The following is a 22082-nucleotide window of genomic DNA, read 5'->3' as shown; positions in this document are numbered from 1 at the left end:
CCGTTACTGCCCGCTGCTGCGCTGGTAGCGCGCGACCTCGACGAACACGTCGGCATTGGCCTGGTCGTCCAGGTAGCGGAACACCTGATCCAGCGAACTGCTGACCAGCACGCCCTCGCCTTCCGGGGTTTCCACCGGCTGGCCCTGCAGGGTGCCGCTCTGCATGTCCTGCAGGATGCGCTCGACATCCAGGTTGTAGATCACCAGCTCGTTGCCGGCGGTCAGCTCGAAGCCGGCGATGGCGAAGTTCGCCCCCAGGCGCTTGGGCAGGCCCGCGGAGATGTACCAGCGGCGACCATGGTGAGCCACGGTGAAGCCGTACTCCTCGACACTCTTCAGGTTGTCCTCGCTGTCGACCCAGGTGCGCGCCTTGTAGACATTGGAGCCGGCGCGGCTGATCGCCAGGAACTGGCGCTCGCCCCACTCGTCCTGGCGCTCCCAGTCGCCGAGCAGCGGTATCGGCGCGGCCTCGTTGGCCGGGATCGGATCCTTGAAGGTGACCAGGCAGCCACTCACCAGCAGACAGGCGACGGCAGCTACCGCAAAGCGCCAGGCATTCATTACGCACTCCTTGTGAGATCCGTGAGCCAGGGTCGGCAGCGGCTTTGCCGGCTGCAGAAACAGCGAGCCCCGCAACAGCGGGGCTTGGCCTGCCAATCCTACAGCCCGATGGCCAGGTTCAGAAAGCGCCGCAGCACGGCGCTCTGGCCTGGCAGGTCCAGGTTATCCGCGCCATCGACCAGGGCATGATATTCCATCCGCAAAATAAGCGTAGTCAACACCTGCGCATCCTCGACCGGCGCCGCCGAGCCCAGGGCGCGCAGGGCCAGCTCGGCGAACTGCAGGCGCAACTGCTGGTGGGCCATGGCCAGCGGGGTCAGGGTCGGGTTGGTCAGCGCCTCCTGGCGGAAGGCCAGCTCGGCGAGCAGCTCGGCATTGCCGTCGCGAACCTTGGCCTGGACATGGGCGACGATCAGTTCGATCAGCTGTTCGGCCATCTGCCGGCGCAGCAGCGGATTGGCGTCGACCGCCCCGGCCAGGCCCTGGAAGTCGCGGGCGATATCGGCCCAGAGCAGCGCCAGACTGGCCGAGCTGCGCTCGACGAACAGCACGAAGCTGTCGCTGATCAGGTCCTGGATGTCCTTGAAGTAGTAGGTGGTGGCCGACAGCGGCACGCCGGCCTCGGCGGCCACGGCGCGGTGGCGCACGCCACGCAGGCCGTCGCGCACGATGATGCGCAGGGCCGCGTCGAGGATGCTCAGGCGGCGCTGCTCGCTGCCCTGGCGGCTGGCCTTGCGGCCCTGGTACTGGACACTGTCGGCGAGCTCACCAGCCAGCTGGGCCGGGCACGCAAGGACGGAGCTGTGAGTCACTACGGCTGAATCCCCCACGAATTGCGGACAAAAAACAGGGCCTGCCATGGGCAGACCCTCCTTTTTCGGCACCGGCACACAGTGATAGCCATGTGCCATGCCGCAAGTTCCGCACAGTGCCCGTTGCGGGCACTGCAATCAAGCCTGCGGGCGCATATGCGGGAACAGAATCACATCGCGGATCGATGGCGAGTTGGTCAGCAGCATGACCAGGCGGTCGATACCGATACCCTCGCCGGCGGTCGGCGGCATGCCGTATTCCAGGGCGCGGACGAAGTCGGCATCAAAGTGCATGGCTTCGTCGTCACCGGCGTCCTTGTCGGCCACCTGCTGCATGAAGCGCTCGGCCTGGTCTTCGGCGTCGTTCAGCTCGGAGTAGGCGTTCGCAATTTCCCTGCCACCGATAAACAGCTCGAAGCGGTCGGTGACGCTCGGATCATCGTCGCTGCGGCGGGCCAGCGGCGAGACTTCGAACGGGTAGCGGGTGATGAAGTGCGGCTGCTCCAGTTTGTGCTCGACCAGCTCCTCGAAAATCATCACCTGCAGCTTGCCCAGGCCTTCGAAGCCGAGCACCTTGGCGCCGGCCTTCTTGGCAATTTCGCGGGCCTTGTCGATGTCGGTCAGGTCGGCGGCGGTCAGCTCAGGGTTGTACTTGAGGATCGAGTCGAACACCGACAGGCGGGCGAACGGCTCGCCGAAGTGGAACACCTTGTCGCCGTAGGGCACGTCGGTAGTCCCGAGCACCAGCTGGGCCAGCTCGCGGAACAGCTCCTCGGTCAGGTCCATGTTGTCTTCGTAGTCGGCGTAGGCCTGGTAGAACTCGAGCATGGTGAACTCGGGGTTGTGCCGGGTCGAAACGCCTTCGTTACGGAAGTTGCGGTTGATCTCGAAGACCTTCTCGAAGCCGCCGACCACCAGGCGCTTGAGGTACAGCTCCGGGGCGATACGCAGGAACATCTGCATGTCCAGGGCATTGTGATGGGTCTCGAACGGCTTGGCCGCGGCGCCGCCGGGGATGGTCTGCAGCATCGGCGTTTCGACTTCGAGGAAGTCGCGCTTCATCAGGAAGCTGCGGATGTGGGCGATGACTTGCGAGCGCACGCGGAAGGTCTCGCGCACTTCCTCGTTGACCATCAGGTCGACATAGCGCTGGCGGTAGCGCTGCTCGGTGTCGGTCAGGCCGTGGTGCTTGTCCGGCAGCGGGCGCAGCGACTTGGTCAGCAGGCGCACGTCGGTCATTTCCACGTACAGATCGCCCTTGCCGGAGCGAGCCAGGGTGCCGACGGCGGAAATGATGTCGCCCATGTCCCAGTGCTTGACCTCGGCGAGCTTCTCTTCCGGCAGGGTCTTGCGGTTGACGTAGACCTGGATGCGCCCGCTCATGTCCTGGATCACCATGAACGAACCGCGGTTGAGCATGATGCGCCCGGCCACCTTGACCGGAATCGCGGCCGCTTCCAGCTCTTCCTTGGTCTTCTCGGCGTACTGTTTCTGCAGGTCGGCGCAGTAGCTGTCACGGCGAAAATCGTTGGGGAAGGCATTGCCCTGCTCACGGATGGCAGCAAGCTTTTCCTTGCGCTGGGCAATCAGCTTGTTTTCTTCCTGCAGCAGTTCGTGGTGGTCGAGTTGTTGGTCGCTCATGGTCTTGGTGGTTCCTGGTTAGGCTCTTGCCTGTATGGAAACGGTTTGCGAAACAGGGGTTGTAAAGCGTAGCGAGCGCAGGTCAGGCAAGGCGGGAAATGGCGAGGACGCGGAGTTTACGAGTGTAAATGAGCAGTACTCACTTACGTTCGCCCTACCGGGCCGCCCTTCGGGCGTTCGGTGGCAAGCCACCGTCCGAGCCATTTTCCAACGCCGCCTGGCCAAGCGCAGTAGCTTTACAGCCCCTGTTTGAGGCTGGCCTCGAGGTATTCGTCGATATCGCCGTCCAGCACCTTGTCGCAGTCGCTGCGTTCGATGTTGGTGCGCAGATCCTTGATCCGCGAGGCATCCAGTACGTAGGAGCGAATCTGGTGGCCCCAGCCGATATCCGACTTGGTCTCTTCCAGCGCCTGGGAGGCGGCGTTGCGCTTCTGCACTTCCTGCTCGTACAGACGGGCACGCAGCATCTTCATCGCGGTGTCTTTGTTGGCGTGCTGCGAGCGTTCGTTCTGGCACGCCACCACGGTATTGGTCGGCACGTGGGTGATACGCACGGCCGAGTCGGTGGTGTTGACGTGCTGACCACCGGCACCGGAGGAACGGTAGGTGTCGATGCGCAGGTCGGCCGGGTTGATCTCGATCTCGATGTTGTCGTCGATTTCCGGCGAGACGAACACCGCGGAGAACGAGGTGTGGCGTCGGTTGCCGGAGTCGAACGGGCTCTTGCGCACCAGGCGGTGCACGCCGATCTCGGTACGCAGCCAGCCGAAGGCGTACTCGCCCTTGATGTGCACGGTGGCGCCCTTGATCCCGGCGACTTCGCCGGCGGACAGTTCGACGATCTCGGCACTGAAGCCGCGTTTGTCGGCCCAGCGCAGGTACATGCGCAGCAGGATGTTGGCCCAGTCCTGCGCCTCGGTGCCACCAGAGCCGGCCTGGATATCCAGGTAGGCGTTGTTCATGTCCATTTCGCCGCTGAACATGCGACGGAATTCGAGCTTTTCGAGGATGTCGCGCAGGCGCTCAATTTCGCTGACGATGTCGCTCACCGCGCCTTCATCGTTCTCCTCGACAGCCATGTCGAGCAGGTCACGGGAATCGGCCAGGCTGTCGGTGAGGTCGTCGATGGTTTCGACGATCTGCGCCAGCATGGCGCGCTCGCGGCCCAGGTTCTGCGCGTATTCGGGGTTGTTCCAGACACTGGCGTCTTCGAGTTCGCGGTTTACTTCGACCAGACGATCATGCTTGTGATCGTAGTCAAAGATACCCCCGAATGGTCTGGGTCCGCTCGGACAGGTCCTTGATGCTGTTGAGGATCGGGTTGATTTCCATGGCTGTCAGCACTCGCAGGCGAAAGAGGGACGCAGCAACCCTGTGCGGCCCGGCGAGCCGGCCTGGACGGCCGCTGACCGGGCACGGCGACAGGCCGTGACCCCGAAGTTTCAGAAAAGCCGGCGAGTATACCCGAGTCCGCGCCGCGCGGGCAGCCCGCCACGGGCGCTGAGCAGACCCGGCCTGACCGGCGGAAGCACTCAGAACTGCAGGCTGAGGCGCCCACCCAGCTGGTTGTCGCGGGCATCTTCGGCGTACTGGACGGCGTAGGTCAGGCCCAGATACAGCTGCTCGCTCAGCTGGTAGTCCAGACTCAGGTCCAGGCGCAACTGGTCGCGCTCGAATTCGCGTCCGCTCAGCTCGAAACTCTGCCCGGTCGCCGGCTGCCAGGCCTGGGCCGTGGCCCGGTCATCGAGAAAGCCATGCCGCGCGGCCAGGCTGGCGCGGCCGACCAGGCGCCGTTCGCGCAGCTGCCAGGCACTGGCCAGGCGCCAGCCCAGGGTCAGGTAGGCGCCATCCTGCTGCTCGCCGCTCAGCTGCAGGGCGTCGGTGCCGCCCGTCTCGTGCAGGCTGTCGGCGTCCAGATGGACGTAGGCCAGGCCGGCGAAGGGTTCCAGGGTGAATTCACGGAAATCCAGGGGGTAGCTGGCTTCGCCGAACAGCTGGGTGCTGGCGGCCTGGCTGTCGCCACGCAGGCGTTGCCCGGCGCTGCGGCGCTTGCTGTCCAGCTCATGCCAGCTGTAGGCGGCGCCGAGCTTGAAGCCCAGCTGGTAATAGCGGGTCGTCGCATAGGCGGCCAGGTGATAGCTGTCGACATCGCTGTCGCCGCCCTCATCGGCCTGCAACTCGCTGCGACCGACGCCGGCCAGCGCACCGGCCATCCACATGCCCGCCAGGGGCCGATCGACGCCGACCAGCAGCCCGGCGCCGCGCCGCTCCAGGCGCGGCGAATCGCTGCCGCCATCCCAGGAACCCTGGCCGCCATAGGCGCGCGACCAGCCCCGCAGCTCGCCAGCCGGCGCCGGCCGCTCGCGGAAGGCGAAGCGGATCTGCTGCATGCGATCGAGCGCCGCCTCGCGCGGCAGCCGGCTGTCGTCGAGCAACAGGCTGCGCTGGCTGAGCGGCAATTCGGCCGCCCGCACACCGGCTCCAGCCACGGATAGCAGAAAAATCAACAGCGCAATACTGGAACTGGCTTGCATGCCTGCAGGCTCCCTTTACGATCCGCGAATTCTAAACCCGTACGGACTCCAGAAACTGTCGACGCACGCTGCGCCCGGCGCATATTGCCTCGACGAAGCTGTGGAGCCGGCCGACCAGGCCTGCAACGCCCCGGCAGCCGCCTGGTTCGGTTCTTATGGATGGTGGCAGCCTGGCAAACATAGACTCCAGTCAATTGCCGTTTCCAGCCGATAAGCCATGCTGACAGGGTGTAATTCCTGTCACTTGCCTATGGATGGCAACCCCATGCTCAACTGGCTACTGCTGTGTGTGCCACTGACCCTGGCGCTGGAATACCTGGCGCCCCAGCAGCATCTGGCGATCTTCATCGCCGCCGCCATCTCGATCATCCCCCTGGCCGGCTGGCTGGGCAAAGCCACCGAGCAGCTGGCCGAGCGCTGCGGCGAAGGCGTCGGCGGCCTGCTCAACGCCACCTTCGGCAACGCCACCGAGCTGATCATCGCCATCGCCGCCCTGCGCGCCGGCCTGCATGACGTGGTCAAGGCCTCGCTGGCCGGCTCGATCATCGGCAACATCCTCCTGGTGCTGGGCGCCGCCATGCTCTGCGGCGGCCTGCGTTTCAAGGAGCAGCATTTCAATTCCGAGGGCGCGCGGGCCGAAGCCAGCCTGCTGACCCTGGCCGCCATCGCCCTGGTGCTGCCAGCGGTGTACATGATGCGCGCCGAAGACGCGCCCGAGCTGCTGGGCAAGGTGCAGCACCTGAGCAACGCGATCTCGGTGGTACTGCTGCTCGCCTACGGCCTGTTCCTCTATTACTCGCTGGTCACCCACAAGGCGCTGTTCGCCGGCAATCGCCAGGATGAAAGCGCAGTGGCCGCCAGCTGGCCCATGGGCAAGGCCCTCGGCGTGCTGACCGTGGCCACCGGTCTGATCGCCTGGGTCAGCGAAATCCTGGTCGGCGCCATCGAGCCCAGCGCCGAGGCTTTCGGCCTGAGCAACATCTTCATCGGCGTGTTCGTCGTGGCCATCCTCGGCAACGCCGCCGAACATGCCACGGCCATCACCGCCGCCATGAAGAATCGCATGGACCTGGCCCTGTCGATCGCCATCGGCTCCAGCCTGCAGGTGGCGCTGTTCGTCGCCCCGCTACTGGTGCTGGCCAGCCTGCTGATCGGCCCGGCACCGATGGACCTGGCCTTCACCGCCGGCCTGACCCTGACCGTGCTGCTGGCGGTGCTGATCACCGGCCAGGTGGCTGGCGACGGCCGTTCCGACTGGCTCAAGGGCGTGCAACTGCTGGCCGTCTACCTGGTCTTCGGCCTGGCCTTCTTCTTCATTCCCACCACATCCGCCCCCTGAACCGCGAGCGCACACCCATGACCAGTGAAGCACCGGAGCCAAACCCCGCCCTGCCCATCGTCACCCCGCCGAGCGGCTGGCTGCGCTGGCTGCCGGGCCTGCTGATGCTGAAGAACTATCAACTGGCCTGGCTGCCCAAGGACATCGCCGCCGGCCTGGTGCTGACCACCATGCTGGTGCCGGTGGGCATCGCCTATGCCGAGGCCTCCGGCGTGCCCGGCATCTACGGCCTGTACGCGACCATAGTGCCGCTGCTGGCCTATGCCCTGTTCGGTCCCAGCCGCATCCTGGTGCTCGGCCCGGATTCGGCGCTGGCGGCACTGATCCTCGCCGTGGTGCTGCCGCTGTCCGGCGGCGACCCGCTGCGCGCGGTGATCCTGGCCAGCATGATGGCGGTGGTCGCCGGCCTGGTGTGCATCCTCGCCGGCCTGCTGCGCCTGGGCTTCATCACCGAACTGCTGTCCAAGCCGATCCGCTACGGCTACATGAACGGCATCGCCCTGACCGTGCTGATCAGCCAGGCGCCCAAGCTGTTCGGCATTTCCGTCGACGGCGACGGCCCGATCCGCGATGTCTGGCTGCTCGGCCAGGCGCTGCTGGATGGCCAGGCCAACTGGTACAGCTTCGCCGTCGGTGGCGGCACCCTGGTGCTGATCCTCGCCTTCAAGCGTTTCCAGCAGCTGCCGACCATCCTCATCGCGGTGATTCTGGCCACCGTCGCCGTCGGCCTGTTCGACCTCGGCGCGCAGGGGGTCAAGGTGCTCGGCGAGCTGCCCCAGGGCCTGCCCAGTTTCGTCCTGCCCTGGCTCAGCGGCGTCGACCTGGCCGCCGTGGCACTCGGCGGCGTGGCGGCGGCGCTGGTGGCCTTCGCCGATACCAGCGTGCTGTCGCGCACCTACGCCGCGCGCACGCGCAGCTATGTCGACCCCAACCAGGAAATGCTCGGCCTCGGCGCAGCCAACCTGATCGGCGGCCTGTTCCAGGGCTTCCCGATCAGCAGCAGCTCCTCGCGCACCCCGGTGGCCGAAGCCGCCGGCTCGCAGACCCAGCTCACCGGCGTGGTCGGCGCCATCGCCGTGGCCATCCTGCTGCTGGTGGCGCCCAACCTGATGGAGTTCCTGCCCAACAGCGCCCTGGCCGCCGTGGTGATCGCCGCCGCCATCGGCCTGTTCGAGTTCGCCGACCTCAAGCGCATCTTCAAGGTGCAGCAATGGGAGTTCTGGCTGTCGATGACCTGCTTCGCCGGCGTCGCCGTGTTCGGCGCCATTCCCGGCATCGGCATCGCCGTGGTGCTGGCGGTGATCGAATTCCTCTGGGACGGCTGGCGTCCCTACTACGCCGTACTCGGCCGGGTCGAAGGCATCCGCGGCTTCCACGATATCGCCCGGCATCCCGATGCCCGCCTGGTGCCCGGCCTGGTGCTGCTGCGTTGGGACGCGCCGCTGTTCTTCGCCAACGCCGAGCTGTTCCAGCAGTGCGTGCTCAAGACCCTGGCGCAATCCCCCACCCGCGTGCGCCGCCTGGTGGTGGCGGCCGAGCCGGTGACCAGCATCGATGTGACTTCGGCCGACATGCTCGGCGAACTGGGACAGACCCTCGCCACTGCCGGCATCGACTTCCACTTCGCCGAGGTCAAGGGACCGGTGAAGGACAAGCTGCGCCGCTTCGGCCTGCTCAAGCCGGAAGAGGAGCAGCGCATCCACCCCACCGTCGGCGCCGCCGTCGACGCCTACCTGGCCGATTACCAGGTCGACTGGACGCCGTAAGAAGCGGTTGACGACCGCTCGCGTGGGGTGCGCCGCGCGCACCAAGGACCTATGTGCGGCCGGCGGTGCGCATGGCGCACCCTTGCAAGAGTAGCCAGCCGGCGCTGGTCAGCGGCTGGCGCACTGCATCAGCTGGCCGCCACCGTCTGCCGCACCTGGGCCTCCAGCTCGGCCTTGAGCCCGGGCTCAAGCTTGAGCTGGCGGGCCAGTTCCTCCAGGTAGGCGCGTTCCATGAAGTGTTCCTCGTCGACCATCAGCACGCTGGCGATGTACATCTCGGCGGCCATTTCCGGGGTCGTCGCGGCACGCGCCACCTCGGCCGGGTCGAGCGGCTTGTTCAACTCGGCTTCCAGCCAGTGCATCAGTTGCGGGTCGCCCGCCAGCTGGCCGATCTGTTCCTCGATCAGCTGACGCTCCCTGGCGTCGACATGGCCATCGGCCTTGGCCGCCGCCACCAGCGCCTTGAGGATGGCCTGGCTGTGCAGCTCGGCCTGCGGCGCCGGCAGGCGATCCACGGTCTGCGGCTCATGGGCCGGCTGCGCCGCGCCACCCTGCTGTTGCTGGGCCTGCCAGTTGCCATAGGCCTTGTAGGCGATCACCCCGAGGGCCGCCAGGCCGCCATAGGTCAGCGCCTGGCCACCCAGCTTGCGCGCACTCTTGTTGCCCAGCAGCAGGCCCAGCGCGCCGGCCGCCAGGGCGCCACCACCAGCTCCCTTGAGCAGGGTGCCGAGGTCGCCGCCGCCCTGCCCGCCTTTGCCGGCACCTTTGCCACCGCCGAGCAGGCCACCCAGTGCATCACCGAGGCCGCCGGCAGATGAGCTGCCGGACTTCTGTTGCAGCAGGTCCTGGCCGGATTTCAGCAGTTGATCGAGCAAGCCGCGGGTATTCATGAGCATCTCCTGTGAGTTGTTGCCGTTCCTGGCTACTGACCGATTCTAACCAGTCGGGTTGCCGGGTCGCGGCCGGCAGAGTGCTTCGAGATATTGCGATCAGCCGGCGCAGCGCCAGCGGCCCCGCGCTCACAGGGGATTGCCCTTTAAATTCGATAAAAAAGAAGGCCTTCCTCCATTATCGACAAACCATAATGCTGACAGCCCCGCGCCGCCCGGATGCCCACCATGATGACCCTGCGCCAGATCCGCCATTTCATTGCCGTCGCCGAGACCGGCTCGATTTCCGCCGCCGCCCAGGCGGTGTTCATCTCCCAGTCGACCCTGACCCTGGCCATCCAGCAACTGGAGGAGGAGATCGGCGTCAGCCTGTTCAACCGCCACGCCAAGGGCATGAGCCTGACCCACCAGGGCCACCAGTTCCTGCGCCAGGCGCACCTGATCCTGGCCACCGTGGACAACGCCAAGCGCAGCCTGCAGCAGAGCACCGACCAGGTCGCCGGCAGCCTGACCATCGGCGTGACCAGCCTGGTGGCCGGCTACTACCTGGCCGACCTGATCACCCGCTTCCAGCGCGCCTACCCCAACGTGCAGACCCGCGTGGTGGAGGACGAGCGGCCCTATATCGAGCACCTGCTGGTGGCCGGCGAGATCGATGTCGGTGTGCTGATCCTGTCCAATCTGGAAGACCGCCACGCCCTGCAGACCGAGGTGCTGACCCATTCGCCGCACCGCCTGTGGCTGCCGGCGCGGCATCCGCTGCTGGAGCGCGACAGCATCAGCCTGGCGGATGTGGCCGGCGAGCCGCTGATCCAGCTCAACGCCGACGAGATGGGCCTGCACACCCAGCGCATCTGGAGCCGCGCCGGCATGAGCCCACATGTCACCCTGCGCACCGCCTCGGTGGAGGCAGTGCGCAGCCTGGTGGCGGCCGGCCTCGGCCTGTCGATCCAGCCGGACATGACCTACCGCCCCTGGTCCCTGGAGGGCGACATCATCGAGGCGCGCCCGCTGGCCGATCTCGGCGAAACCCTCGACGTCGGCCTGGCCTGGCGCCGCGGCAGTTCGCGGCCGGTACTGGTCGATCCGTTCCTGACCCTGGCGCGCGAACAGCCGCATAACCGCAAGGTTTCGATTTAATCGAACGCTGCTTTCAATATTTAGAATTTGTCGACCTCTGTGCCGGGGCCTAGTCTCAGTTCCTTATGGACGCAGGCGTTCCGCGCAGTACTGGAGCCGCCATGCAGGCAGAAAGCAAAAGAAGAAGTCCGAAGATGCCCGAACCCACCCTGTACAGCGCCTTGCTGATCGACGGCCAACTGGTCGCCGGGGAAGGTTTGGTCGAAGCCATCATCAATCCGGCCAGCGGCGAGGTGCTTACCCGCATCGCCGAGGCCTCGCTGGAGCAGGTGGAAAGCGCCGTACAGGCCGCCCACCGCGCCTTCGCCGGCTGGTCGCGCACCACCCCGGCGCAACGCGCCACGGCGCTGCTGGCCATCGCCGATGCCATCGAACAGAACGCCGAGCAACTGGCCCGCCTGGAGTCGCTGAACTGCGGCAAGCCGCTGCACCTGGCACGCCAGGACGACATTCCCGCCACCGCCGACGTGTTCCGCTTCTTCGCCGGCGCCGTGCGCTGCCAGCAGGGCCAACTGGCCGGCGAATACGTGCCCGGCCACACCAGCATGGTGCGCCGCGACCCGGTCGGCGTGGTCGCCTCCATCGCGCCGTGGAACTACCCGCTGATGATGGCCGCCTGGAAGATCGCCCCGGCCCTGGCGGCCGGCAATACGCTGATCTTCAAACCCTCGGAACACACGCCGCTGTCGATCCTGGCGCTGGCACCGGCCCTGGCGCAGATCCTCCCGGCGGGGGTGCTGAACATCCTCTGCGGCGGCGGCGAAGGCGTCGGCAGCCAGCTGGTCGGCCACCCGCGGGTGCGCATGGTGTCGCTGACCGGCGACATCGTCACCGGGCAGAAGATCCTGCAGAGCGCCGCGCGCACCCTCAAGCGCACCCACCTGGAGCTGGGCGGCAAGGCACCGGTGATCGTCTGCAACGACGCCGACCTCGACGCCGTGATCCAGGGCATCCGTACCCACGGCTACTACAACGCCGGCCAGGACTGCACCGCCGCCTGCCGCATCTATGCCCAGGCCGGCATCCACGACCGCCTGGTGGCGGAGCTGGGCGACGCCGTGGCCAGCCTGCGCTTTGCCCGCAAGAAGGACGCCGACAACGAAATCGGCCCGCTGATCAGCGCGCGCCAGCGCGACCGCGTGGCCAGCTTCGTCGAGCGGGCGCTGGGCCAGCCGCATATCGAGCGGGTCACCGGCGCCGCCGTGCACTCCGGGGCCGGTTTCTATTACCAGCCGACCCTGCTGGCAGGCTGCAAGCAGGGCGACGAGATCGTCCAGCGCGAAGTGTTCGGCCCGGTGGTCACCGTCACCCGTTTCGACCAGCTGAGCCAGGCCGTGGACTGGGCCAACGACTCCGAGTACGGCCTGGCCAGCTCGGTGTGGACGCAGAACCTGGACAAGGCCATGCAGGTGGCCGGGCGCCTGCAGTACGGCTGCACCTGGATCAACACCCATTTCATGCTGGCCAGCGAGATGCCCCACGGCGGGCTCAAGCGCTCCGGCTACGGCAAGGACCTGTCCAGCGACTCGTTGCAGGACTACAGCGTGGTGCGCCACATCATGGCGCGCCACGGACTACAACTAGACTGACTGATTACACCCGTTCGGCAGCGGTATCGCCGACATTTTGCTGCCCCAATAACAGTCCACAAGAAGAGGGAATCCCGATGTCCGCGCACAAAACCGCAGCGCTCAGCGCACCCAAGATGACTGCATTCAGCGCACTGGCCACCGCTCTGCTCGCCGCAGGCGCCGCCCAGGCCGCCGAACCGCTCAAGACCCTCGGTGCCGCCGAAGGCCAGCTCGACATCATCGCCTGGCCCGGCTACATCGAGCGTGGCGAGACCGACAAGAACTACGACTGGGTGACCCAGTTCGAGAAGGACAGCGGCTGCAAGGTCAACGTCAAGACCGCCGCCACCTCCGACGAGATGGTCAGCCTGATGGCCAAGGGCGGCTACGACCTGGTCACCGCCTCCGGCGACGCCTCCCTGCGCCTGATTGCCGGCAAGCGTGTGCAACCGGTCAACATCGACCTGATCCCCAGCTGGAAGAACGTCGACGAGCGCCTCAAGGATGCCGCCTGGCACACCGTGGCCGGCCAGCATTACGGCACGCCCTACCAGTGGGGCCCGAACGTGCTGATGTACAACAGCAACGTGTTCAAGACCGCCCCGACCAGCTGGTCGGTGGTGTTCAAGGAACAGAACCTGCCCGACGGCAAGAGCAACAAGGGCCGCGTGCAGGCCTATGACGGCCCGATCTACATCGCCGACGCGGCGCTGTACCTGAAGGCGACCCAGCCGGAGCTGGGCATCACCGACCCCTACCTGCTCAACGAAACCCAGTACGCCGCCGTGCTGGAGCTGCTGCGCGCCCAGCAGCCGCTGATCCACCGCTACTGGCACGACGCGACCGTGCAGATGAGTGACTTCAAGAACGAAGGCGTGATGGCTTCCGGCTCTTGGCCGTACCAGGTCAACGCCCTGCAGCTGGAGAAACAGCCGATCGCCTCCACCGTGCCGGTCGAAGGGGCCACCGGCTGGGCCGATACCACCATGCTGCACGCCGAGGCCAAGCACCCGGTGTGCGCCTACAAGTGGATGGACTGGTCGCTGCAACCCAAGGTGCAGGGTGACCTGGCTTCCTGGTTCGGTTCGGTGCCGGCCGTGCCGGCCGCCTGCCAGGGCAACGAGCTGCTCGGCGCCGAGGGCTGCAAGACCAACGGCTTCGACAACTTCGCCAAGATTGCCTTCTGGAAAACCCCGCAGGCCGAGGGTGGCAAGTACGTGCCCTACAGCCGCTGGACCCAGGACTACATCGCCATCATGGGCGGCAGGTAAGCAGGCCTGATGGCCTAGGTAGGATGGGTTGAGCGCAGCGATACCCATCGATGAGCCCAGATCGTCGTCCGCGTGACGATGGGTATCGCAGGCTCAACCCATCCTACGCGCCGCCTCGGCGTAGCCCACTGGGCCGATCTGATGACGGCTGGATAACGCCTTATCCAGCTGCCTATCCAAGCAATTGATTTCACCGTTGTACATCCACCACCGACTCGCCCGTCTTGTGTCGGCAAACCCAACCCGGACGAGTCGGTGGTGGATGGCTTATATCCTGGAGCTTTGCCATGACCCTTGCAGTGCAATTTACCGATGTGTCCCGCGCGTTCGGCGACGTCAAAGCCGTCGACCGGGTGTCCATCGACATCCAGGATGGCGAATTCTTCTCCATGCTCGGCCCTTCCGGTTCGGGCAAGACCACCTGCCTGCGCCTGATCGCCGGCTTCGAGCAGCCCAGCGCTGGCTCCATCCGTATTCATGGGGTGGAGGCCGCCGGCCTGCCGCCCTATCGCCGCGACGTCAACACGGTGTTCCAGGACTACGCCCTGTTCCCGCACATGGACGTCCTCAACAACGTGGCCTACGGCCTCAAGGTCAAGGGCGTCGGCAAGGCCGAGCGCCTGGCCCGCGCCGAGGATGCCCTGGGCATGGTCGCCCTCGGCAGCTACGGCGCGCGCAAACCGGCGCAGCTGTCCGGCGGCCAGCGCCAGCGCGTGGCCCTGGCCCGCGCCCTGGTCAACCGCCCGCGGGTGCTGCTGCTCGACGAGCCGCTCGGGGCGCTGGACCTCAAGCTGCGCGAGCAGATGCAGAGCGAGCTTAAAAAACTGCAGCGCCAGCTCGGCATCACCTTCATCTTCGTCACCCACGACCAGAGCGAGGCGCTGTCCATGTCGGACCGCGTGGCGGTGTTCAACAAGGGCCGCATCGAGCAGGTCGACACCCCGCGCAACCTGTACATGAAGCCGGCCACCCCCTTCGTCGCCGAATTCGTCGGCACCTCCAACGTGCTCAAGGGCGAACTGGCCGCGCAGATCACCGGCTCGCCGCTGCCGGTGTCGATCCGCCCGGAACACACCCGCCTGGGCAATGGCGAGGCGCTGGGCAGCGACGAGGTGGAAGTCAGCGGTTTGCTGCACGACATCCAGTACCAGGGCGCCGCCACCCGCTTCGAGATCCAGCTGGACAACGGCCAGAACTTCTCCGTCAGCCAGGCCAACAACCAGTGGCAGCTGGGCGAGGCGCCGCTGCAGCCGGGCCAGCGGGTCAGCGCGCGCTGGGCCCGCGGCGCCATGGTCGGCCTGCGCGAGGACGTGTGACATGAGCAGCCAGACTCTCACCCTCGCCAGCGCCGGCGGCGGCCTGATGCGCCGGCTGTCCGACCTGCTCTACCGCAAGCCGACGCTGTACCTGTCGCTGCTGCTGATTCCGCCGTTGCTGTGGTTCGGCGCGGTGTACCTGGGCTCGCTGCTGACCTTGCTGTGGCAAGGCTTCTACACCTTCGACGACTTCAGCATGACGGTCACCCCGACCCTCACGCTGGCCAACTTCGCCGCGCTGTTCCAGGCGGCCAACTTCGACATCATCCTGCGCACCGTCGGCATGGCCGTGGCGGTGTCGATCGCCAGCGCCCTGGTGGCCTTCCCCATCGCCTACTACATGGCGCGCTACACCACGGGCAAGACCAAGGCGTTCTTCTACATCGCGGTGATGCTGCCGATGTGGGCCAGCTACATCGTCAAGGCCTACGCCTGGACCCTGCTGCTGGCCAAGGGCGGGGTGGCCATGTGGTTCATCCAGCAACTGCACCTGCAACCGCTGCTGCAGCTGATCCTCGAAGTGCCGGGCGTGGGCGGCAACACCCTGTCGACCTCGCACCTGGGGCGCTTCCTGGTGTTCGTCTACATCTGGCTGCCATTTATGATCCTGCCGATCCAGGCCTCTCTGGAACGCCTGCCGCCTTCCTTGCTGCAGGCCTCGGCGGACCTGGGCGCCAAACCGCGACAGACCTTCATGCAGGTGATCCTGCCGCTGTCGGTGCCGGGCATCGCCGCCGGCTCGATCTTCACCTTCAGCCTGACCCTGGGCGACTTCATCGTGCCGCAACTGGTGGGGCCGCCCGGCTTCTTCATCGGCAACATGGTCTATTCGCAGCAGGGCTCGATCGGCAACATGCCGATGGCCGCCGCCTTCACCCTGGTGCCGATCGTGCTGATCGCCATCTACCTGTCCATCGTCAAACGTCTGGGGGCCTTCGATGCACTCTGAGAAAGCTTCCCTCGGCCTGAAACTGGCCGCCTGGGGCGGGTTGGTGTTCCTCCACTTCCCGATCCTGATCATCCTCCTGTACGCCTTCAACACCGAGAGCTCGGGCTTCAGCTTTCCGCCCCAGGGTTTCACCCTGCACTGGTTCAGCATCGCCCTGGCGCGCCCGGATGTGCTGGAGGCGATCAAGCTGTCGGCGCAGATCGCCTGCCTGGCCACTCTGGTTGCCATGATCCTCGGCACCCTGGCCGCCGCCGCGCTGTACCGCCGCGACTTCTTCGGCAAGGAAAGCATCTCCATGCTGCTGATCCTGCCGATCGCCCTGCCCGGCATCATCACCGGCCTGGCCCTGCTGGCGGCGTTCAAGAGCTTCGGCATCGAGCCGGGCTTCCTGACCATCGTCATCGGCCACGCCACCTTCTGCGTGGTGATCGTCTACAACAACGTCATCGCCCGCTTTCGCCGCACCAGCCACAGCCTGATCGAGGCCAGCATGGACCTCGGCGCCGACGGCTGGCAGACCTTCCGCTACATCGTCCTGCCCAACCTCGGCTCGGCCCTGCTGGCCGGCGGCATGCTGGCCTTCGCCCTGTCGTTCGACGAGATCATCGTCACCACCTTCACCGCCGGCCACGAACGCACCCTGCCGCTGTGGCTGCTCAACCAGCTGGCCCGCCCGCGCGACGTGCCGGTGACCAACGTGGTGGCGATGCTGGTGATGCTGGTGACCATGCTGCCGATCCTCGGCGCCTACTACCTGACCAAGGGTGGCGAAGGCGTGGCCGGCAGCGGCAAGTAACAGCCTTACTCCCCTCTCCCACGCTGGAGAGGGGCTTAATTCAGCCCAAACAATAGCGATAGCGAGGCTTATGCGATGCAAACCAAACTGCTGATCAACGGCGAACTGGTCGACGGCCTGGGTGCCGCGCAGCCGGTGCTCAACCCCTCCCTGGGCAGCACCCTGGTACAGATTCCCGAAGCCACCGCCGAGCAGATCGACGCCGCCGTACACGCCGCCGACGCCGCCTTCGACGGCTGGTCGCAGACCACCCCCGGCCAGCGCTCCGCCCTGCTGCTGGCCCTGGCCGATGCCATCGACGCCAACGCCGACGAGCTGGCGCGCCTGGAGTCGCAGAACTGCGGCAAGCCCTACGCCGCGGCGCGCAATGACGAGCTGCCGGCCATCGCCGACGTGTTCCGTTTCTTCGCCGGTGCCGCGCGCTGCCTGCAGGGCTCCGCCGCCGGCGAGTACCTGCCGGGGCACACCTCGATGATCCGCCGCGACCCGATCGGCGTGGTCGCCTCCATCGCACCGTGGAACTACCCGCTGATGATGGCCGCCTGGAAGCTGGCCCCGGCCCTGGCCGCCGGCAACTGCGTGGTGCTCAAGCCCTCCGAGCAGACCCCGCTGACCGCCCTGCGCCTGGGCCAGCTGATCGCCGGGATCTTCCCGGCCGGCGTGGTCAACATCGTATTCGGCCGCGGCGCCAGCGTCGGCGAGCCGCTGGTGACCCATCCCAAGGTGCGCATGGTGTCGCTGACCGGCTCCATCCCCACCGGCGCCAACATCATTTCCAGCACCGCGGCCTCGGTTAAGCGCATGCACATGGAGCTGGGCGGCAAGGCCCCGGTGATCATCTTCGACGACGCCGACATCGACGCGGCCGTGGAGGGCATCCGCACCTTCGGCTTCTACAACGCCGGCCAGGACTGCACCGCCGCCTGCCGCATCTACGCGCAGAAAGGCGTCTACGAGAAGTTCGTCGCCGCCCTCGGCGCCGCAGTCGGCTCGATCAAGCACGGTCTGCAGGACGACGCCGGCACCGAGCTCGGCCCGCTGATCACCGAGGTACACCGCCAGCGCGTGGCCGGCTTCGTCGAGCGCGCCAGCGCCGTGCCGCACATCGAAGTGGTCACCGGTGGCAAGGCCCCGGCCGGCAACGGTTTCTTCTTCCTGCCGACCGTGCTGGCCGGCGCCAAGCAGAGCGACGAGATCGTCTGCCGCGAGGTGTTCGGCCCGGTGGTCTCGGTCACCCCGTTCGACGACGAGGCGCAGGCCCTGGCCTGGGCCAACGCCTCCGACTACGGCCTGGCCAGTTCGGTGTGGACCCGCGACGTCGGCCGTGCCCACCGCATGGCCGCGCGCCTGCAGTACGGCTGCACCTGGGTCAACACCCACTTCATGCTGGTCAGCGAGATGCCCCACGGCGGCATGAAACTGTCCGGCTACGGCAAGGACATGTCGATGTATGGCCTCGAGGACTACACCGCCATCCGCCATGTGATGTTCAAGCACTGATTTGGGCTACTGCGCTCAGCCGGGCGTTGTTGGCCAGAACCTCGAAATGCTCATGTACTCCAGTACATTGCGCTTTCTTGGCTCTGGCCGCCTAGCCCGGCAGTCGCTCGCTACGCCCAAATCGCTCCGATTTTTCCACCCCCGAAAATCAGCTGGAGCAACAACAATGAAAAATGCACTGCGCAGCATCGCTTTCATCGCCCTCGGCGCCCTTGCCGGCCTGGCACAGGCGGCGGATGACGCCAAGGCCATAGTCGACGGCTACATGGCGGCGTGGAACGCCCACGATGCCAACAAGGCCGGGGAGTTTCTCGCCGAAGACGCCGAGTACTACGACGTGACCGTCGGCACCCCACAGAAGGGCCGCGCCGCCGCCCGCGACAACGTGATCAAGGTATTTGTCGGGGCGATCCCCGACCTGAAGTGGCAGATGACCGGCGCGCCCATCGTCAGCGCCGACGGTATCGCCTTTCAGTGGGTCTTCAGTGGAACCAACACCGGCGCCTGGAGCGCGGAAACCCCGGCTACCGGCAAACCGGTGAAGTTCGAGGGGGTCAGCTTCATCCGCATCAAGGACGGCAAGATCGCCTACCAGGGCGACTACTACGACGCCCTCGGCTTCAACAAGCAGCTCGGCTGGTAAACCTCGCCTGCAGCAAACAACCCCGGCCACGTGCCGGGGTTGTGCGTTTATGCGTGACAGTTCGCCGATTTGCCGGCGAAATCTTGTGCAAAAGGCGGCCAGCGTCACAGCGCGGGCCTAGGCGCTGGCGAACGCGCGTCGATAGCATGGCGGCATAACGATAAACGGCGGCCACCCCGGCCAGCCAATAAGCCGGAAGCGCCCCTGCCACCATGCCCGAACAGCCCCTCCGCGGCGCGCCTGCCCTGCGCCGCCTGTTGCTCTGCGCCAGCGGCCTGCTGCTGTGCCTGGCCGGCGCCCCGGGCCATGCCGAGGGCAGCCGCGCACCGACGGCCCTGGCCGAGGCCCTGCGCGATGCGCGCCTGAGCAGCTGGCAGCAACTGCTGCGGCAATCGGCCGGCGGCGACGAGCAGGCCCGCCTGGAATCGGTCAACCGCTTCATCAACCGCAGCATCGTCTACACCGAGGACCAGCAGCTCTGGGGCAGCGCCGATTACTGGGCCACGCCCCTGGAAACCCTCAACCAGGGGCGCGGCGACTGCGAAGACATCGCCATCGCCAAGTACTTCAGCCTGGTTCGCCTGGGCGTGCCCAGCGCCAAGCTGCGCCTGACCTTCGTCAAGGCCCTGCGGCTCAACCGTGCGCACATGGTGCTGGCCTATTACCCCAGCCCCAGTGCCGAACCGCTGCTGCTCGACAACCTGCAACAGCAGATCCGTCCGGCCAGCCAGCGCCGCGACCTGCTGCCGGTGTATGCCTTCAACAACCACGGGATCTTTCTCGGCAGCGCGCCGCAGCGCCAGTCAAGCCAGTCGCCGCAGCTCTTGTCGCGCTGGCAGGAGGTCAGCGCCCGCGCCCTGGTCGATGGCTCGACGCAGCCGGCACCGCAGGGCTAAGCAGAAGCAAGCCGAGCCTCAGCGCGGCGCGATATGCGCCACCATCAGCTGCACGCTCTCGCGGCCCTGGTATTCGTTGACGTCCAGCTTGTAGGCCAGCTCCACCCAGCGCACGTTGGGGTTGGGCCAGACCTCGCGGTCGATATTGAAGGCGATGCCATCCAGGGTCTGGCCGCCGCATTCGGTCTTCAGCACCAGCTTGAGGTGCTTGTCGCCGACCAGGCGCTGCTGGACGATCTGGAACAGGCCGTGGAACAGCGGCTCGGGGAAGTGCTGGCCCCAGGGCCCGGCATGGCGCAGGGCCTTGGCCAGTTCCAGGTGGAATTCCTCGACGCCGAGCTGGCCGTCGGAAAGCAGGCGCCCGGTGAGGTCGTCTTCCGTCAGCTGGCGGCGCACCTCGGCATCGAAGGCCGCGGCGAACGCACCGTAGTTTTCCTGGGGCAGCGACAGGCCGGCGGCCATGGCGTGCCCGCCGAACTTGCTGATCAGCCCCGGATGCTTGGCCGCCACCGCGTCCAGCGCATCGCGGATGTGCAGGCCCGGCACGGAGCGCGCAGAGCCCTTGAGCAGGCCGTCGCCGGCATCGGCGAAGGCGATGGCCGGGCGGTGGTAGCGCTCCTTGAGGCGCGAGGCGAGGATGCCGATCACCCCCTGGTGCCAGTCCGGCTCGAACAGGCACAGGCCGAACGGCAGGCTGTCCAGCGGCAGGTCCTTGAGCTGGGCCAGGGCCTCGCGCTGCATGCCCTGCTCGATGGCCTTGCGGTCCTTGTTCAGCTCGTCGAGCTGCTGGGCCATGTCGCGGGCCAGGCCCTCGTCGTCGCACAGCAGGCATTCGATGCCCAGGCTCATGTCGTCCAGGCGCCCCGCCGCATTGAGCCTGGGGCCTAGGATAAAGCCGAGGTCGGTGGAGGTGATCCGCCCGTGCTGCCGTCCCGCCACTTCCAACACCGCACGCAGGCCCGGGCGGGCGCGCCCGGCACGGATGCGCGCCAGGCCCTGATGCACCAGGATGCGATTGTTGGCGTCCAGCGGCACCACGTCGGCCACGCTGCCCAGGGCGACCAGGTCGAGCAGTTCGCCCAGGTTCGGTTCGGCCAGGCCGCTGCTGGCGAACCAGCCGATTTCGCGCAGCTTCGCGCGCAGGGCCAGCAGCACGTAGAACATCACGCCGACCCCGGCCAGCGCCTTGCTGGGGAACTCGCAACCCGGTTGGTTGGGGTTGACTATGGCATCGGCCGCCGGCAGTTCCGGGCCCGGCAGGTGGTGGTCGGTGACCAGCACGGTCAGCCCGGCGGCCTTGGCCGCGGCCACGCCGTCGACGCTGGAGATGCCGTTGTCCACGGTCAGCAACAGGTCGGGCCGGCGCTGCAGGGCCACGGCGACGATTTCCGGGGTCAGGCCGTAGCCGTATTCGAAGCGGTTCGGCACCAGGTAGTCGACATGCGCCGCGCCGAGCATGCGCAGGCCGAGCACGCCGACCGAGCTGGCGGTGGCGCCGTCGGCATCGAAGTCGCCGACGATCAGGATGCGCTGGCGCTGCTGCAGGGCCTGCACCAGCAGCTCGACCGCGGCGTCGATGCCCTTCAGCCGCTGGTACGGGATCAGCCGCGCCAGGCCCTTGTCCAGCTCGGCAGCGGACTGCACGCCGCGCGCCGCATACAGGCGGGTCAGCAGCGGCGGCAGGTCACCGAGGTCGGGCAGGTTGGCGGGAAGCGGGCGGGGGTCGATGCGCATGGGGGACGAGCCTAGTGTCTTAATGATGGTTCCTACGCTCTGCGTGGGAACCTCTCCTGGGACGCTTCGCGTCCGCACTGCATTCCCACGCGGAGCGTGGGAACGATCAAACGCCAGAGGTTGAACTCAGCGTTCGCCGACCAGCCACTCCAGGGGAATCTCGTGCTGGCCGCGCTCGTCGGTGACGTACAGCAGGCCGTCGCTGATCATCACGCTCCAGCTCACCGAGCGCGGCAGGTCGCGGGCCAGGTTTTCCAGGGCCTCCTGGTCCACGCCGACCACGTTGATGTTCTTCAGGTTGCGCACGCTGTCGAGCACCTTGGTCTGCCACACGCGCAGGTTGCCGTAGGCCACCAGGCTGAACTTCTCGGTGCGCCGCGAGCACCAGGTGATGCGCTCGGCATCCGGCTGGCCGACCTCGATCCAGTGCAGCACCCGGTCGTCCAGGCTCTTTTCCCACAGTGCCGGCTCGTCGACGTCCGACAGGCCACGACCGAAGGCCAGCTGCTCGTGGTACCACAGGGCGTAGGCGATCAGCCGCACGCACAGGCGTTCCTCGGTTTCCGAGGGGTGCTTGGCCACGGTGAAACGCAGGTTCTCGTAGACGTTGCGGTCGATATCGGTGAGGTTCAGGTCGACTTTGTAGGGCGTGGCTTGCAGGGCCATGGGCGGGCTTCTTGGCTGTTCGGGAAGGGGCGCAAGTCTAGCGCGAATAGCACCGGC

The 22082-nt window shown here is 66.7% G+C and carries 19 protein-coding genes; 11 read left to right on the top strand and 8 right to left on the bottom strand.

Annotation, left to right across the window (positions count from 1 at the left end; all coding sequences use genetic code 11):
* Positions 1 to 3 precede the first annotated feature (3 nt).
* The 5 genes from GV001_RS05760 to GV001_RS05740 form a co-directional block, all read right to left on the bottom strand.
* On the bottom strand, positions 4 to 561 hold the full coding sequence (locus GV001_RS05760; RefSeq protein WP_160078685.1) for a hypothetical protein: 558 nt from the start codon (positions 559 to 561) through the stop codon (positions 4 to 6).
* 98 nt (positions 562 to 659) lie between these two features.
* A complete protein-coding gene (locus GV001_RS05755; protein ID WP_256664871.1) occupies positions 660 to 1373 on the bottom strand; it encodes a TetR/AcrR family transcriptional regulator in 714 nt (237 codons plus the stop codon).
* 138 nt (positions 1374 to 1511) lie between these two features.
* The gene (gene lysS / locus GV001_RS05750) at positions 1512 to 3014 is read right to left on the bottom strand and encodes a lysine--tRNA ligase (protein WP_160078683.1); all 1503 of its coding nucleotides are present in this window, start codon (positions 3012 to 3014) and stop codon (positions 1512 to 1514) included.
* Between the two features lie 236 nt (positions 3015 to 3250).
* Positions 3251 to 4346, bottom strand: a protein-coding gene (prfB, locus tag GV001_RS05745) for a peptide chain release factor 2 (protein WP_160078682.1) whose coding sequence is annotated in 2 segments (ribosomal slippage) — positions 3251 to 4273 and positions 4275 to 4346 — 1095 coding nt in all. Because the reading frame shifts where the segments join, the coding sequence is not laid out codon by codon here.
* A gap of 200 nt (positions 4347 to 4546) precedes the next feature.
* Complete coding sequence (locus GV001_RS05740; RefSeq protein ID WP_160078681.1) at positions 4547 to 5548, bottom strand: autotransporter domain-containing protein; 1002 nt, start codon at positions 5546 to 5548, stop codon at positions 4547 to 4549.
* Between the two features lie 265 nt (positions 5549 to 5813).
* Between GV001_RS05740 and cax the strand changes: the two genes are divergently transcribed.
* The gene (cax, locus tag GV001_RS05735) at positions 5814 to 6887 is read left to right on the top strand and encodes a calcium/proton exchanger (protein WP_160078680.1); all 1074 of its coding nucleotides are present in this window, start codon (positions 5814 to 5816) and stop codon (positions 6885 to 6887) included.
* A 17-nt stretch (positions 6888 to 6904) separates the two neighbouring features.
* Positions 6905 to 8653: a SulP family inorganic anion transporter gene (locus GV001_RS05730; RefSeq protein ID WP_160078679.1), complete on the top strand. Its 1749-nt coding sequence runs from the start codon at positions 6905 to 6907 to the stop codon at positions 8651 to 8653.
* 128 nt (positions 8654 to 8781) lie between these two features.
* Here the strand turns inward: GV001_RS05730 and GV001_RS05725 are convergent, their stop codons facing one another.
* Positions 8782 to 9543 (bottom strand): tellurite resistance TerB family protein, encoded by a 762-nt coding sequence (locus tag GV001_RS05725; protein WP_160078678.1) that lies wholly within the window; start codon positions 9541 to 9543, stop codon positions 8782 to 8784.
* 228 nt (positions 9544 to 9771) lie between these two features.
* Between GV001_RS05725 and GV001_RS05720 the strand changes: the two genes are divergently transcribed.
* The 9 genes from GV001_RS05720 (at position 9772) to GV001_RS05680 (ending at position 19625) form a co-directional block, all read left to right on the top strand.
* Complete coding sequence (locus GV001_RS05720; RefSeq protein WP_160078677.1) at positions 9772 to 10683, top strand: LysR family transcriptional regulator; 912 nt, start codon at positions 9772 to 9774, stop codon at positions 10681 to 10683.
* Between the two features lie 134 nt (positions 10684 to 10817).
* Positions 10818 to 12272, top strand: a complete 1455-nt coding sequence (locus GV001_RS05715) for a gamma-aminobutyraldehyde dehydrogenase (RefSeq protein WP_160078676.1) — start codon at positions 10818 to 10820, stop codon at positions 12270 to 12272.
* A gap of 77 nt (positions 12273 to 12349) precedes the next feature.
* Positions 12350 to 13525, top strand: coding sequence for a putative ABC transporter substrate-binding protein YdcS (gene ydcS / locus GV001_RS05710; RefSeq protein WP_160078675.1), 1176 nt, complete (start codon positions 12350 to 12352; stop codon positions 13523 to 13525).
* Positions 13526 to 13812: 287 nt separating this feature from the next.
* Positions 13813 to 14841 (top strand): ABC transporter ATP-binding protein, encoded by a 1029-nt coding sequence (locus GV001_RS05705; protein ID WP_160078674.1) that lies wholly within the window; start codon positions 13813 to 13815, stop codon positions 14839 to 14841.
* Between the two features lies 1 nt (position 14842).
* The gene (locus GV001_RS05700; protein WP_160078673.1) at positions 14843 to 15790 is read left to right on the top strand and encodes an ABC transporter permease; all 948 of its coding nucleotides are present in this window, start codon (positions 14843 to 14845) and stop codon (positions 15788 to 15790) included.
* Positions 15780 to 16586, top strand: a complete 807-nt coding sequence (locus GV001_RS05695; RefSeq protein ID WP_160078672.1) for an ABC transporter permease — start codon at positions 15780 to 15782, stop codon at positions 16584 to 16586. The genes GV001_RS05700 and GV001_RS05695 overlap by 11 nt, the downstream gene beginning before the upstream one ends.
* Before the next feature lie 75 nt (positions 16587 to 16661).
* The gene (locus GV001_RS05690; RefSeq protein ID WP_160078671.1) at positions 16662 to 18086 is read left to right on the top strand and encodes a gamma-aminobutyraldehyde dehydrogenase; all 1425 of its coding nucleotides are present in this window, start codon (positions 16662 to 16664) and stop codon (positions 18084 to 18086) included.
* A 166-nt stretch (positions 18087 to 18252) separates the two neighbouring features.
* On the top strand, positions 18253 to 18729 hold the full coding sequence (locus GV001_RS05685; RefSeq protein ID WP_160078670.1) for an ester cyclase: 477 nt from the start codon (positions 18253 to 18255) through the stop codon (positions 18727 to 18729).
* Positions 18730 to 18941: 212 nt separating this feature from the next.
* The gene (locus tag GV001_RS05680) at positions 18942 to 19625 is read left to right on the top strand and encodes a transglutaminase-like cysteine peptidase (RefSeq protein WP_160078669.1); all 684 of its coding nucleotides are present in this window, start codon (positions 18942 to 18944) and stop codon (positions 19623 to 19625) included.
* Between the two features lie 18 nt (positions 19626 to 19643).
* Here GV001_RS05680 and recJ read toward each other — a convergent pair whose 3' ends face one another.
* Positions 19644 to 21359, bottom strand: coding sequence for a single-stranded-DNA-specific exonuclease RecJ (recJ, locus tag GV001_RS05675; protein WP_160078668.1), 1716 nt, complete (start codon positions 21357 to 21359; stop codon positions 19644 to 19646).
* A 126-nt stretch (positions 21360 to 21485) separates the two neighbouring features.
* Positions 21486 to 22025 carry a YaeQ family protein gene (locus GV001_RS05670; protein WP_160078667.1) on the bottom strand — a complete coding sequence of 180 codons (540 nt, stop codon included), beginning with the start codon at positions 22023 to 22025 and terminating at the stop codon, positions 21486 to 21488.
* Between the last annotated feature and the right edge of the window lie 57 nt (positions 22026 to 22082).

The organism is Pseudomonas sp. 8AS, assembly GCF_902506505.1.
In the GTDB taxonomy this organism is placed as follows: Bacteria; Pseudomonadota; Gammaproteobacteria; order Pseudomonadales; family Pseudomonadaceae; genus Aquipseudomonas.
The sequence above is the reverse complement of the archived record's forward strand: the minus strand, read 5'-3'. Positions and strand labels throughout refer to the sequence as shown.

Bases quoted from the DNA above. Each gene is read 5' to 3' on its own strand.
- GV001_RS05730 (WP_160078679.1), top strand. From the start codon at position 6,905: ATGACCAGTGAAGCACCGGAGCCAAACCCCGCCCTGCCCATCGTCACC.
- cax (WP_160078680.1), top strand. From the start codon at position 5,814: ATGCTCAACTGGCTACTGCTGTGTGTGCCACTGACCCTGGCGCTGGAA.
- recJ (WP_160078668.1), bottom strand. From the start codon at position 21,359: ATGCGCATCGACCCCCGCCCGCTTCCCGCCAACCTGCCCGACCTCGGT.
- GV001_RS05690 (WP_160078671.1), top strand. From the start codon at position 16,662: ATGCAAACCAAACTGCTGATCAACGGCGAACTGGTCGACGGCCTGGGT.
- GV001_RS05700 (WP_160078673.1), top strand. From the start codon at position 14,843: ATGAGCAGCCAGACTCTCACCCTCGCCAGCGCCGGCGGCGGCCTGATG.
- lysS (WP_160078683.1), bottom strand. From the start codon at position 3,014: ATGAGCGACCAACAACTCGACCACCACGAACTGCTGCAGGAAGAAAAC.
- GV001_RS05695 (WP_160078672.1), top strand. From the start codon at position 15,780: ATGCACTCTGAGAAAGCTTCCCTCGGCCTGAAACTGGCCGCCTGGGGC.
- GV001_RS05715 (WP_160078676.1), top strand. From the start codon at position 10,818: ATGCCCGAACCCACCCTGTACAGCGCCTTGCTGATCGACGGCCAACTG.
- GV001_RS05740 (WP_160078681.1), bottom strand. From the start codon at position 5,548: ATGCAAGCCAGTTCCAGTATTGCGCTGTTGATTTTTCTGCTATCCGTG.
- GV001_RS05705 (WP_160078674.1), top strand. From the start codon at position 13,813: ATGACCCTTGCAGTGCAATTTACCGATGTGTCCCGCGCGTTCGGCGAC.
- GV001_RS05760 (WP_160078685.1), bottom strand. From the start codon at position 561: ATGAATGCCTGGCGCTTTGCGGTAGCTGCCGTCGCCTGTCTGCTGGTG.
- GV001_RS05685 (WP_160078670.1), top strand. From the start codon at position 18,253: ATGAAAAATGCACTGCGCAGCATCGCTTTCATCGCCCTCGGCGCCCTT.
- GV001_RS05680 (WP_160078669.1), top strand. From the start codon at position 18,942: ATGCCCGAACAGCCCCTCCGCGGCGCGCCTGCCCTGCGCCGCCTGTTG.
- GV001_RS05720 (WP_160078677.1), top strand. From the start codon at position 9,772: ATGATGACCCTGCGCCAGATCCGCCATTTCATTGCCGTCGCCGAGACC.
- GV001_RS05670 (WP_160078667.1), bottom strand. From the start codon at position 22,025: ATGGCCCTGCAAGCCACGCCCTACAAAGTCGACCTGAACCTCACCGAT.
- ydcS (WP_160078675.1), top strand. From the start codon at position 12,350: ATGTCCGCGCACAAAACCGCAGCGCTCAGCGCACCCAAGATGACTGCA.
- GV001_RS05725 (WP_160078678.1), bottom strand. From the start codon at position 9,543: ATGAATACCCGCGGCTTGCTCGATCAACTGCTGAAATCCGGCCAGGAC.